Genomic DNA, 12,179 nt, shown 5'->3' with positions numbered 1-12,179 from the left:
AAGGAAAGGACCTTCCTTTGAACCTGTTTTGGGTCTCTATCTTTTTACACCATTAAGGAGGAAAAATTAACTATGAAGCTCAAGAAAATTGCTTCTCTGATGCTCGCTGGCGTTATGGCCATCAGCATGCTGGCTGGCTGCTCCAACAACGGCAGCAATGACAATAAGGGCGAGGAAACCGTTGAGACCGGTATTGTTGCTGCAGTCAACGATGCTCTGTCTAAGGAGACCAAGGAGATCATTACTTTTGCAGCAGACAGCACTGTTGATACTCAGCTGAAGGCTGCTCTGAACGCTGCAGGGGAAAAGGCAACGGATGAGCAGGTCCGTGCAAAGCTGGCAAGCATTATCGATGATAGCAAAGAGGTTTATGCTGCTAACATTGCTAATGTTCTGAATCCTACCCTCAGTAATGATGCTGATCCTCAGGAAGTTACTGGTGTCGCAGTTTTCAAGGCTACTGATAACTTGACCGAAGAGGCCTCTATGAAGAACCTGGTGGATCAGATTTCTACTCTGGTTGATGGTCATCTCAAGGCTAATAATGTTACTGCCACCACTTTTGTTGGTAGCAAAGCAACCAAGTACAGCTATGATACTGCTGCTGTCAGCATGGTGAAGGTTACTGCACTGGATGGCACCACCAACTACTATGCTGCTGTCGTTATCACTGTTACCGCTAGTGTGTACACTGTCTGATTTAAGGCCTTATACATCCGTCAGACACATTTTACTACTTATAACACCCCCAGTAGCACCATGACTGGGCGTGATGTAAGGGATCTCGGGCAAGAGACCGCCTGAGGTTCGGGTAAATAACCCATCCGATGTGGCGACAAAGGGGAATGTCTAACCAATATTCCTTCTGTTGTTGATCGCACCAAAACAAAAGAACTTTTGCGTCACGAAAGATAGGGTCCCTCTGCGAGGGCCGGCTCTCACGAGCTGGCCCTCGCATTGTTTGTTATACGGGGAAACATATAGAATAGAGAATGTACCCTGTGTTTCAACCCTTGGCTGCGCAGCCGAGGCAGAGCAGGGGCCGCTGTCCAAATTTTTAAGCGGACTGCATTCGGCTCAGAAAATTCAGGGTACCGCAAGAGGAAAGCCTGTAGGGCTGGGGGAAGTAAAAATCCCCGCTCCTATAAAAGGAGATGGTGATTTTTGATTTTGTAGAGCTTTTCTGCGGTTCAGAAAACCAGGTTTTGAGTTGGTTTGCATCGTACCCGGCCGCAGGCCGGACCTAACGTAAGCGCGGCATAGTCTGCAACCTTCACAAACGGCATAAAGAGCGGCTAGAGTTGATGGTACCCAGTAAAGCTTTTTGCCAAGCTTTTTCTCGAAAAAGCGGGGTGACAAAAAATAGATCAAAAATTTGTAGATTTTGCCTGTTGCGGAAGGTACAGAAATTGCAACATTTTTATGCTATACTTAAACAATAAAATCTTGGAATGAATCCCCAGCGGACCGCTCAGGCCCCAAACGGCATGAATGCAGCCGCGCATCAAAGGAGGGAATGCAGATGGGTGCAGCAGAAGAAAAGACCTGCCGCGGCCTTGTGCTGGCGGGCGGCGGAGCCCGGGGCAGCTACCAGGTGGGCGTGTGGCGCGCGCTGGATGAACTGGGCTGGACCGCCGATGTGGTCACCGGTACCAGTGTGGGCTGTCTCAACGGTGCCATGTATGTTTTGGACCAGTATGAGACGGCTCGGGATATGTGGCTGTCCATCCGCAGTTCTGACGTGATGGAACTGCCTGCGCCCGGCACCGGTTTGGGCGGTTTGGGGGAAGCGGTGCGGCAGTTTGTGGCCGAGGGCGGACTGGATGTCACCCCGCTGGAGGAAATTGTCAGCCGGGTTCTGGACGAAGAGGCCCTGCGGGCGTCGCCGGTGAAATTTGGACTGGTGACGGTGGAAAAACGGGGCCTGAAACCCCGGGAACTGAGCCTGGAAGAAATCCCCGTGGGCAAGGTGAAGGACTACCTGCTGGCGTCGTCGGCCTGTTTCCCGGCGCTGCGTGCCCGCAATATCGACGGAGTGGAATACCTGGACGGCGGTTATGCCGACAATATGCCCGCCGGCCTGGCGGCCCGGCTAGGGGCGGAAGAACTGGTCTGCGTGGACCTGGAAGGGGTGGGCATCACCAAACCCAACCGCACCGGCCTGCCCACCACCCTGATCCGCAGCCATTGGGAACTGGGGGATATCCTGCGGTTTGAACCCGATGTGGCCCGCCGGAATATTGAGCTGGGCTATTATGATACCATGCGGGCCTTTGGCCGCCTGCGGGGCGATGCGTATCCCATTTCCCTGGTGGGCAGCGCCGAGGCGGCGGCAGAGTTCCGGGGACGGTTTGACCCTCTGCGGGATCTGGTGAAAGACCGCTGGCCGGCGGCCCATATTCCCGCCGTGCTGGCTCTGGCCCTGGCCGACCTGCAGGATGAGCCGCTGGCTCCGCTGGAGGCCGCCGCCGAGGAGGCCGGCGTGGACCCCACCCAGCTGTATACGGTACAGTCTCTGGGAGAGGCCTTCCTGGCCGCCTGCGATGGGGAACGGCTGTCCACCTTTGACCCGCTGTTTGACGGGACCGGAAACGGCGCGCTGGCCGCCCGGGCCGCGCTGCTGCCGCATTTGTTTTTGCAAGCCCTTGTCCGCCGTGCGCTGACAGGGCCTCTTGTGCCGGAGGTGATCGCATGAAAAAATACCAGGGTGTGTCTGTTTCGTCCGGGCTGGTGCTGGGCCAGGTGAGCCTGATCAGCAAGAGCAACCGGGACAGAACCTCCATCAACCGCAATCCCCAGAACCCGGAAAAAGAGATGCAGCTGCTGGAAGATGCGATCCGCACCGCCCAGAGCGAACTGGAATCCATGGCCAACCGGGCGGATGCCAGCGAGCAGGCGATTTTCTGGTTTCAGAGCATGCTGCTGGAGGACGAGAGCTTTCTGAATGAGGTGCACTCCTATATCCAGGCGGGCACCGGCGCGGCCGAGGCCATGAACCGGGTGGGCCAGCGCTATGCCGACAAGCTCCTGGCCATGACCGACAACACTTATCTTCGGCTGCGCAATGTGGACATTCTGGACGCCACCCAGCGGGTCATCAATATTTTGTGCGACCGGCCCCGGATGCGCCTGACGCTGGACCATCCGGTGATTCTGGCCGCCGATCAGCTGATGCCCAGCGACCTGTTCAGCATCCCGGCGGGGATGATTTTGGGCATCATTACATCCGAGGGCAGCGCCCTCAGCCATGCGGCCATCATTGCCCGCGCCCGCAAAATTCCCAGCCTGGTGCAGGTGGGACGGGATTTCCTGGACGACTGCGACGGCCGTATTGTGGTGCTGGACGCCGACGAGGGGGTGTGCATTCTGGACCCTGACGCAGATACCCGCCAGCAGATGGTGGCCCGCATCTGTGCCGGCCAGCGGGAGGAGGAAGGCAATCTGGAAACTCCGCTGCAGGATATGCCCTGTACCACCCGGGACGGCACGCCCTTTGAGCTGCTGGCCAACTGCTTTGGCCCCGAGGACATCGACAGCGCCATCCAGTCGGGCGCAGCCGGCGTGGGCCTGCTGCGCAGCGACTATCAGATTCTGGCCGGCGATACCTTCGACGAGCAGGAACAGTACTTTTATTATACAGCCTGTATTGCCGCCGCCGGCGGCAAACCCATTACGGTGCGGACTTTTGACTTTGGTTCCGACCGCACCCTCTCCAATGTCTACCGCGGGGATCAGTCGGCCCATCTGGGGATGCGGGGCATCCGCAGCAGCCTGCGCAGCCCCCGCAATTTTGAGGCCCAGATCCGCGCCCTCATGCGGGCCGGTACCCGGGGCCCGCTGCGAATTGTGTTCCCCATGGTCACCAACGTGGAGGACTGGGATGCCGCCATGCGGCTGGTGGCCCACTGCCGCCAGAACCTGGACGAACGGGGCGTCCCCTATAAGTCGGACGTGCCCTTCGGAATCATGCTCAGCATCCCGGCGGCCTGCCTGACCGCCGACGATTTCATCCGGCACGGTTGCCAGTTCTTTGTCATTGGCACCAACGACCTGACCCAGTACACCCATGCCGCCGGCCGCGAAATCACCAGCGCCGAGCGCTATTTCCAGCCCACCAGCAAAGCCATGTACCGCCTGATCCGCATGACGGTGGATGCCGCCGAGAACGGACATATCCCCGTCACCATCTGCGGTCTGGCGGTGGGCGACTCCTCCAACGCGGTGCAGTACCTTCATATGGGCCTGCGCAGCTTCTCCATGGGTCCCCAGAACCTGCTCAGCGTCAAAAAAGCCCTGCTGGAGTCGGAGGCCCGCCCCGACCGCGAGGGTCCGCCCGAGCAGGGGTGAAGCGCTTCGGCGGGGAAATTTTCAAAATACATAAAACAGCAAAGCGCCTGCGTTTGCAGGCGCTTTGTTTGCGTGGAAGATTTCTGGTCTTGCAACAACAAAAGACTCTTTGGGGAAAAGATGGCGGCCGGCCTCTGTACAAACCTGGACCCAATCGTGTATAATCGGGGCAATGTGAACATTGTGGAGGGGAAACGATGAAGTATCCTTATTGGATTTTTGATATGGACGGCACATTGACCGACAGCATGCCGATTTGGTCCGAGGTGCCCTATGAACTGGTGCGTGGATTCGGCAAGACGCCGGCCCCCGACCTGGGCCGGATTCTGCTGCCCATGAGCGCCTTTGAAACGGCACAATATCTCATTGCCACCTATGACCTGCCGCTGACCATCGACAGCTATACCCGAGCGGCGGTAGATGCGGTGGACCGGCTGTACCGGACCGTCAGCCTCAAGCCGGGCGTAGAGGAAATGCTGGCCCGGCTGGATGAATCCGGCGCGAAACTGTGCGTCTGCTCGGCCACCTGGCAGTTTATGGTGGAGCGGGTGCTGGGCCGGCTGGGTGTGCTGGACCGGTTTCAGTTCGTTCTGTCGGCCCAGGAAGGGAACACCAAGCACGAGCCCCGGGTGTTCTATCAGGCGCTGGAACGGCTGGGCGGGCAGGACCCCGCTCAGTGTGTAGTCTGCGAGGATGCGCTGTACGCCGCCCGCACCGCCCACGATGCAGGGTTCCATGTGATTGGGGTGGCCGATGCGGCCAGCCAGCCCGACGAGGCCGCCATCCGGGCCCTGAGCGAACAGTTCCTGACCGGATGGGACCAGCTGGACTGGTCCCGGCTGTAAGGACTCAGCGGTCCGGCATTTTGCTGCGCCAGGCCAGCAGGGCCTGACGAACCCGTTCCGCCCGTCCCTGGGGCACCGGCAGCCGGGCCCCCGAGGCCACCTGTACCTCGCCGGGGGTCAGCAGCCGGACTTCGGCCAGGTTCACCAGATAAGACCGGTGGGTCTGGACAAAACGCCCGTCCGCCAGCAGCGGGGTGGTCAGCTGAAGAAAGGGCACCCGCTGGGACAGAGACGCCACCGACTCGCCGCTGGTCAGGTGAAAATGAACGACGTGCTGGGTACACTCAATGTATTCGATCTGGGCAAAGGGCAGCACCCGCAGCCCGGCCGCGGTGGGCAGGGTCAGGGCGGGGCCGTATTCCGGCTCCACCGCCCGGTTCAGCAGGGCCGAGATGGCCTCATACCGCACCGGGCACAGGAGATACTGCATGGCGTCGGCGCGATAGGCATAATAGGCCCAGGCCGGCGTCCGGGCGGCAAAGGCCAGCGGTGTGTGCCGTCCCCGGTGCCGCAGCTCCATGGCGGCGCTGAGCCCGGCGGGCAGGGTCCCGCCCGGCTGGCCGCTCAGCTCGATCAGGTACAGCTGATACCGGGCCTTCTCGGCGTCCCGGGCCAGCAGGGCCTCGGGACTCTCCAGAGGCTCCACCAGGCAGGCGTCGGCCCGCCGCGCAAAATAATCCTCACAGTGCCTTTGAAGGGCGGTCCGCAGGGACGGGTCCTCTGCGCAGACTGCGATATGAAAAATCATGAAATGACCTCCTGACACCGAAAGGTGCAGACGCAACAGATGAAAACAGAAAGGTTGGTTAACTGGGATGTTACAACAGGACAAGCCGCTGGTCAGTATCATTCTGCCGGTGTACAATGCGAAAAATCATATTGCCCGCTGCATTGAGAGCATTCGGGCCCAGACCTACCAGAATATCCAGATCATCGTCCTGAACGACGGGTCCAAGGACATCAGCCTGCCGGTCTGTGAGATGTACCGGAAGGTGGACCCCCGGATTTTGCTGGTGGACAAGGACAATTCCGGCGTGTCCGACACCCGGAATCTGGGCCTGCGGCTGGCGCAGGGCAAGTATATCCAGTTTGTGGACAGCGACGACTATATGGACCCCGACTACACCGAACATCTGGTCTGTGCCGCCGAGGAACAGGACGCCGACCTGGTCATTGCGCCCTACAAAATGGTGATCCCCCGGGAAATGGCCTCGGGCCGCCGCCTGCAGGAAAAACTGGCGGCCCTGCTGCCGGGAGAGGACCCCGCCCCGGACCAGGACGAGGAACCGGAAATCCGGGTCTACAACTTCCTGCCCAGGGGATTGCTGGACACCGAGGGCTTTGCCCTTCACCTGATGGACAAGCCCGCCTCCTACTATTACAGCGTCCTGTGGAACAAGCTGTACCGCAGCGATATCCTGGCGAACCACGAAATTTTCTTTGCCAGCCAGGTGCACTGGGCCGAGGATCTGCTGTTCAACCTGCAGTATATCCAGTATGCCCGCCGGTTTTATGCCATCGACCAGCCCGGCTACTACTACGTCCAGAACCCCCAGAGCATCATTCACACCCAGATCAGCCCGGCGGCCATCGTCAAGATGAAAACCACCGTCTTTCCCTATTACAAAGCCCTGTATGAAAAGCTGGGCCTGTACGAGGAGAACAAGGCCGCTATCCGGCGGTATCTGGTGGACATCTCGGAGAGCAGCCTGCCCAGCGGGCCGCTGGAAAATGTGGTGTCGGAGGCCATGGAAAAGTGGGATACCCTGACCACCGAGGCCGCCAACGCCCTGGGCGCTGCTTCGGCCCAAAAGCGGCAGTCCGGTTCGTCAGAATCCTGACCGCAGCCCTTTGCCTTTGGACGAAAAGTGCCTCCCATCCAGCTCAGCCAGGATGGGAGGCTTTTTTGTTTGGGATGAATTCAGGAAACCGCAGGGCGGCTCAGGCGCCGATGGCGGCGCACTTGCGGGCCAGCCAGTCCCGCTCCTCGTCGTTCAGGCGGGGGGCCAGCTGCTCAAAGACGCGGCGGTGATAGGCGTTCAGCCAGTCAAGCTGATCTTTGGTCAGGACGCCGGGAACAATGGGAGAGGTGGCGATGGGCACCCAGGTCAGGGGCTCAAAGCAGAGGAACCGGCCGTACTGGTTGGTCTCCTTGTGGAGGCATTCCAGCTCGTTCTCGATGCGGATGCCCAGACGGCCGCCCTCGTAGACGCCCGGCTCGTCGGTGATGACCATGCCCGGCTCAAAGACCACCTGGTTGCGGCCGTTGAGGCTGTGGGGGCCTTCGTGGACGTTGCCCACAAAGCTGACGCTGTGGCCGGTGCCGCAGCGGTAGTTGATCAGGTGCTGCCACAGGGGTTCCCGGGCGATGGTGTCCAGCATCTGGCCAGTGCAGTAGTCCAGCCAGACCGCCTTGGCGATGTCGATGTGGCTCTGGACCGTCCAGGTGTAGCACAGACGCTCCTCCTCGGTCAGGGGGCCCAGGGGATAGGTGCGGGTGATGTCGGTGGTGCCGTCCATGTAGGTGCCGCCGCAGTCCACCAGCAGGAAGCCCTTCCGCTCCAGAACGGCGTGGTCGGCCTCGGTGGCGTGGTAGTGCATCATGGCGGCGTTGGCGCCGTAGGCAGCGATGGTGTGGAAGCTCTCCACCAGGAACTTGTCCTGGGCGCTGCGGTACTTGTGGAGGATTTCGTCCACCGTCAGCTCAGTGAGGGTCTCACCGGCCTCCAGCCGCTCCTCCAGCTCCTTCTGGAACCGCACCATGGCCACGGCGTCCCGGATGTGGCACTCCCGGGTGTGGGCCAGCTCGGTCTCGTTCTTGATGCCCTTCATGGGCAGCAGGGGATCGGCCAGGGCCTTGACGGTCAGGGCGGGGTTGGCCTCCAGGGCGCTGTACACCGCAAAGTTCACCGAATCCGGGTCGGCCAGAACGGTCTGGGCCTCGCCGTACCCGTTCAGGAAGGGCAGAATCTCGTCGTAGCCTGCCAGCCGGACGCCGTCGGCGGCCAGAGCCTCTTTGGCCTCGGGAGGCAGACGGTCGGTGTTGATGAACAGGACGGCGTCGTTCTGGGTCACAAAGCAATAGGCCATGGCATAGGGGGTGCACTCAATGTCCATGGCGCGCAGGTTCAGCAGCCAGGCCAGATTGTCCAGCTTGCCCACCATCTGGGCGGTGCAGCCCAGCTCGGTCAGCTTGGCCCGCAGACGGGCCAGCTTTTCGGCGGGGGTGGCGCCGGCGTACTCGGCGGGCAGCAGCCAGGCCGGGGTGGCGGGCAGGGCGGGACGGCCCTCGGTCCACAGCTGGTCCTCCAGATTGTAGGTGCGGACCTCCACACCCTTGGGGTCCAGCACCTTCTGCAGGCTGCGCACCAGCCGGCAGGAGGCGGTGAGGCCGCACAGGCCCAGCACCTGACCCTCGGTCAGGGCGTCGGCGCAGTAGGCTTCCACGGTGGGAACACCCGGCTCGCCCATCCGCATCAGCTGGATTTCGGTGCCGGCCAGCTCCTTTTCGGCCTGGACGAAGAACCGGCCGTCCGCCCACAGGGCGCTGGCGGTCAGGGTCACCACCAGGGTGGAGTTCTCCCCGGTGAAGCCGGAGAAATACTCCCGGCTGTTGTAGTGGGTGGGCAGATACTCGCTGGAATGGGGGTCGCCGGTGGGAATCAGATAAGCCTGGCAGCCCACTTCGCGCATGGCGCTGCGCAGGGCGGCCAGCCGTTCGCTGACAGTAGACATAAAGTAAGCCCTTCTTTCTAAATATGAGAATCCGGCCGGGACCATGGCCCGGCCCTGTTGGTTTGCATTTGCCTCCCTATTGTAGCATTCCGGCGGACAGAATGCAAACCCTTTGGACGGTCTCAAAAAATTTACAAAAAATTCCTCAAATCGCCGTTTCGGCCATTGACAGGTTTGTTATAATAAAGGTGTATGAAGTTCACGGAGGCACACAGGGAGTGACAGGCCGCGGCCGCCGCCCGGCTCGGGCAAAAAGTCCGCCTGCCGCCTTTGGCTTTGGCAGAGGGACGGGCGGTCTGCGCCCGCCCTTTCCGCCCGGAAAAGGCCCTTGAACCCCCTCCGATGTCCCAAACGATTTTTGTGTGAGAAGAAAACGAGGCAATAAACATCATGGCAACCAAGATTGATATTTTTTCCGGCTTCCTGGGCGCAGGCAAGACGACCCTGATCAAGAAGCTGATTCGTGAGTCCTTCCAGGGCCAGCAGGTGGTGCTGATCGAGAATGAGTTCGGCGAGATCGGCATCGACGGCGGCTTCCTGCAGGAGTCGGGCATCAAGATCAACGAGCTGAACGCCGGCTGCATCTGCTGCTCCCTGGTGGGCGACTTCCGCGAGGCCCTGTGCAAGGTGGTGGAGCAGTACCACCCCGACCGCATCGTCATCGAGCCCTCGGGCGTGGGCAAGCTGTCCGACGTGACCCGTGCCGTGGAGGCTGTGGCCGAGCATCTGGACGTGGAGCTGTCCAGCTTTGTGACGGTGGCCGACGTCAACAAGGTCAAGCTGTATATGAAGAACTTCGGTGAGTTCTACAACGACCAGGTGTCCAACGCCAGCTGCATCCTGCTGAGCCGCACCGGCACCGCCGACCCCGACAAGGTGGCCGCCGCTGTGGCCATGCTGCGGGAGAAGAACCCCACCGCCACCATCGTTACCACCCCCTGGGACGACCTGACCGGCGACCAGATCCTCAAGGCCATGTCCGAGAAGGACGACTTTGTGGCCCAGCTGCTGGCCATGGCTGCCGAGGCCAACGCCGCCCATGCCGATGAGGACGAGGACGAGCACCACCATCACCACCACTACGATGAGAACGGCGTCTGCAGCTGCGGCCATCATCACCACGACGGCGAGGACGATGACGACGAGGATGAGCACGAGCATCATCACCATCATCACGACCACGAGGATGAGGACCACGACCACTGCTGCTGCCATGACCACGATCATGAGCACGAGGAAGATGAGGAGCACGATCACTGCTGCCATCACGACCATGACCATGACCACGAGGAGCATGAGCATCACCACCACGAGGACGGCACCTGCAGCTGTGGCCACCACCATCACCACCACGGCCATGACGCCGACGAGGTCTTTACCAGCTGGGGCGTCGAGACGGCCCGCACCTATTCCCGTGCGGCCATCGAGCAGGCTCTGGACGAGCTGGAGAGCGGCAAGTACGGCATGATCCTCCGCTCCAAGGGCATCGTCAACGGCGGCGCCGACGGCTGGCTGGAGTTCGACTACGTCCCCGGCGAGCGGGAGATCCGCAGCCGCAGCGCCGACGTGGGCGGCAAGTTGGTGGTCATCGGTTCCAAGCTGGACGAGAAGGGGATTGCAGCCCTGTTCGGCTGCTGAGCGCCTGCCGCCCGGCGGCATGACCCCTGTTTGACCCATCACCAAAAGGAGTATTGTTTCGTTTATGGCAAAGGAAATTCCCGTCTACCTGTTTGTGGGCTTCCTGGAGAGCGGCAAGACCAAATTCATTCAGGAGACGTTTGAGGACCCCAACTTTGATTCGGGGGACAAGACCCTGCTGCTGGTCTGCGAGGAAGGCGAAGAGGAGTACAAGCCCGAAAAATTCGCTTTCCCCGGCACCAGCATCCGCGTTCTGGAGGACAAGTCCGAGCTGAACGCCCAGAACCTGGCTAACCTGGCCAAAGAGACCGACGCAGGCCGGGTGGTCATCGAGTACAACGGCATGTGGCTGCTGCAGGACCTGGCCGACGCCCTGCCCAACGACTGGCTGATCTATCAGGTCATCGCCACCGCCGACGGCACCACCGCCCTGACTTACGCCCGGGACAATGCCATGCGGAGCCTGATGCTGGACAAGATCGCCCGCAGCGAGCTGATTGTCTTTAACCGGGCCGAAAAGGTCAACACCGACGAAGCCCGCCAGGAGCTGCACCGTCTGGTGCGTCAGGCCTCCCGCCGGTGCGATATCGCCTATGAGTTCGCCGACGGCAGCGTGGCCTACGACGACATCCCCGACCCGCTGCCCTTCGATATCGAGGCGCCGGTCATCGAGATCGGGGACGACGATTTCGGCATCTGGTATATGGACTGCCAGGAGGACCCCCAGAAGTACGTGGGCAAGACCGTCCGCTTCCTGGCCCAGGTCTGCCAGACCAACCGGGCCGGCAAAAACAGCTTTGTGCCCGGCCGTTTCGCCATGACCTGCTGCGTGCAGGACATCCAGTTTGTGGGCTTCCCCTGCAGCTACGACGGCTACAAGGCCCTGGAACAGCGCAGCTGGGTCACCGTCACCGCCCGGGTGAGCTATAAGTTCCACAACATCTACCGGGGCAAGGGCCCCGTTCTCAGTGCCACCTCGGTGGAGCCGGCCCACAAGCCCCTCAACGACGTGGTCGCCTTCTCCTGACGGCATCTGCCCCGCAGCCGCGCTGCCGGCGTTTTGCAGATCCGCTGCGGCTTGATGCCGCAGGCTGGGGACAAGTCCTGTTTGCCGGCCGGACGGCCGGTCAACGATAAAGGTCGGGGGGCCGGGCCCCCAAGACCGCATGCCAATGCATAGGAGGGTTTGCAAATGAGAGCTTTGTTTCAACTGTTGGGCGCGGTGACCGCTGTGGCCGCTGCGGGCCTGGGCGCCGCCGTCCTGGCCAAGAAAATGGGCAAAAAGTTCCCCGTCCAGGTGACGGTGGACCTGGCGGAGGACGCCGAGACCGACAAGGAAACCGCCGACAAGACCGCCGCAGCCTATGAGGCAGGGGTGGCCGCCGGCAAGGCCCACGCCGAGGCCATCCGCAAGGCCGCCGAGGCAGAGACCGAAACCGCCGCCCAAGAACCGGCTGTGGAGGCCGAAGCGGAGCCGGCTGAGCCCGCTGCAGACGAGGCCGAGGAGAAAGACGCACAATGAGCCATGGGGCGCACCGGGAAACCGGTGCGCCCCTTTTTGGTTTGACAGCTGTGCAAATCGCCCGGAAACCGCCCCGGAAACCCGGCGGAAAG

General features: G+C 61.2%; 10 protein-coding genes. 8 read left to right on the top strand and 2 right to left on the bottom strand.

Annotated elements, in window-relative coordinates:
• The first annotated feature begins 72 nt into the window (after positions 1–72).
• From B5G28_RS10345 to B5G28_RS10330, 4 genes are all read left to right on the top strand, one after another.
• Positions 73–699 (top strand): hypothetical protein, encoded by a 627-nt coding sequence (locus B5G28_RS10345; protein ID WP_087248496.1) that lies wholly within the window; start codon positions 73–75, stop codon positions 697–699.
• An 823-nt stretch (positions 700–1,522) separates the two neighbouring features.
• Positions 1,523–2,695 (top strand): patatin-like phospholipase family protein, encoded by a 1,173-nt coding sequence (locus B5G28_RS10340; RefSeq protein WP_087248494.1) that lies wholly within the window; start codon positions 1,523–1,525, stop codon positions 2,693–2,695.
• Entirely contained in the window at positions 2,692–4,347 is a 1,656-nt protein-coding gene (locus B5G28_RS10335) for a putative PEP-binding protein (RefSeq protein ID WP_087248492.1), read from the top strand. The genes B5G28_RS10340 and B5G28_RS10335 overlap by 4 nt, the downstream gene beginning before the upstream one ends.
• 197 nt (positions 4,348–4,544) lie before the next feature.
• On the top strand, positions 4,545–5,192 hold the full coding sequence (locus tag B5G28_RS10330) for an HAD family phosphatase (protein WP_087248490.1): 648 nt from the start codon (positions 4,545–4,547) through the stop codon (positions 5,190–5,192).
• Positions 5,193–5,196: 4 nt separating this feature from the next.
• On the opposite strand, the gene B5G28_RS10325 is transcribed toward B5G28_RS10330, so the two are convergent.
• Complete coding sequence (locus B5G28_RS10325) at positions 5,197–5,940, bottom strand: LytTR family transcriptional regulator DNA-binding domain-containing protein (protein ID WP_087248488.1); 744 nt, start codon at positions 5,938–5,940, stop codon at positions 5,197–5,199.
• A gap of 67 nt (positions 5,941–6,007) precedes the next feature.
• Between B5G28_RS10325 and B5G28_RS10320 the strand changes: the two genes are divergently transcribed.
• The gene (locus tag B5G28_RS10320) at positions 6,008–7,033 is read left to right on the top strand and encodes a glycosyltransferase (RefSeq protein WP_087248486.1); all 1,026 of its coding nucleotides are present in this window, start codon (positions 6,008–6,010) and stop codon (positions 7,031–7,033) included.
• 100 nt (positions 7,034–7,133) lie between these two features.
• Here the strand turns inward: B5G28_RS10320 and B5G28_RS10315 are convergent, their stop codons facing one another.
• Positions 7,134–8,927 (bottom strand): aminopeptidase P family N-terminal domain-containing protein, encoded by a 1,794-nt coding sequence (locus tag B5G28_RS10315; RefSeq protein WP_087248484.1) that lies wholly within the window; start codon positions 8,925–8,927, stop codon positions 7,134–7,136.
• Positions 8,928–9,317: 390 nt separating this feature from the next.
• Here B5G28_RS10315 and B5G28_RS10310 point away from each other — a divergent pair, with 390 nt between their 5' ends.
• The 3 genes from B5G28_RS10310 (at position 9,318) to B5G28_RS10300 (ending at position 12,087) form a co-directional block, all read left to right on the top strand.
• On the top strand, positions 9,318–10,565 hold the full coding sequence (locus B5G28_RS10310) for a GTP-binding protein (RefSeq protein ID WP_087248482.1): 1,248 nt from the start codon (positions 9,318–9,320) through the stop codon (positions 10,563–10,565).
• A gap of 64 nt (positions 10,566–10,629) precedes the next feature.
• Positions 10,630–11,592 (top strand): outer membrane insertion C- signal, encoded by a 963-nt coding sequence (locus B5G28_RS10305; protein WP_087248479.1) that lies wholly within the window; start codon positions 10,630–10,632, stop codon positions 11,590–11,592.
• 165 nt (positions 11,593–11,757) lie between these two features.
• Positions 11,758–12,087 carry a hypothetical protein gene (locus B5G28_RS10300; protein ID WP_087248477.1) on the top strand — a complete coding sequence of 110 codons (330 nt, stop codon included), beginning with the start codon at positions 11,758–11,760 and terminating at the stop codon, positions 12,085–12,087.
• Positions 12,088–12,179: the final 92 nt, after the last annotated feature.

It is taken from the genome of Faecalibacterium sp. An77 (assembly GCF_002161315.1).
GTDB lineage: Bacteria > Bacillota > Clostridia > Oscillospirales > Ruminococcaceae > Faecalibacterium.
The sequence above is the reverse complement of the archived record's forward strand: the minus strand, read 5'-3'. Positions and strand labels throughout refer to the sequence as shown.

What these genes read in the sequence shown, in the direction of transcription:
- B5G28_RS10325 (WP_087248488.1), bottom strand. Translation starts at nt 5,940, where the DNA reads ATGATTTTTCATATCGCAGTCTGCGCAGAGGACCCGTCCCTGCGGACC.
- B5G28_RS10320 (WP_087248486.1), top strand. Translation starts at nt 6,008, where the DNA reads ATGTTACAACAGGACAAGCCGCTGGTCAGTATCATTCTGCCGGTGTAC.
- B5G28_RS10310 (WP_087248482.1), top strand. Translation starts at nt 9,318, where the DNA reads ATGGCAACCAAGATTGATATTTTTTCCGGCTTCCTGGGCGCAGGCAAG.
- B5G28_RS10305 (WP_087248479.1), top strand. Translation starts at nt 10,630, where the DNA reads ATGGCAAAGGAAATTCCCGTCTACCTGTTTGTGGGCTTCCTGGAGAGC.
- B5G28_RS10300 (WP_087248477.1), top strand. Translation starts at nt 11,758, where the DNA reads ATGAGAGCTTTGTTTCAACTGTTGGGCGCGGTGACCGCTGTGGCCGCT.
- B5G28_RS10315 (WP_087248484.1), bottom strand. Translation starts at nt 8,927, where the DNA reads ATGTCTACTGTCAGCGAACGGCTGGCCGCCCTGCGCAGCGCCATGCGC.
- B5G28_RS10340 (WP_087248494.1), top strand. Translation starts at nt 1,523, where the DNA reads ATGGGTGCAGCAGAAGAAAAGACCTGCCGCGGCCTTGTGCTGGCGGGC.
- B5G28_RS10345 (WP_087248496.1), top strand. Translation starts at nt 73, where the DNA reads ATGAAGCTCAAGAAAATTGCTTCTCTGATGCTCGCTGGCGTTATGGCC.
- B5G28_RS10335 (WP_087248492.1), top strand. Translation starts at nt 2,692, where the DNA reads ATGAAAAAATACCAGGGTGTGTCTGTTTCGTCCGGGCTGGTGCTGGGC.
- B5G28_RS10330 (WP_087248490.1), top strand. Translation starts at nt 4,545, where the DNA reads ATGAAGTATCCTTATTGGATTTTTGATATGGACGGCACATTGACCGAC.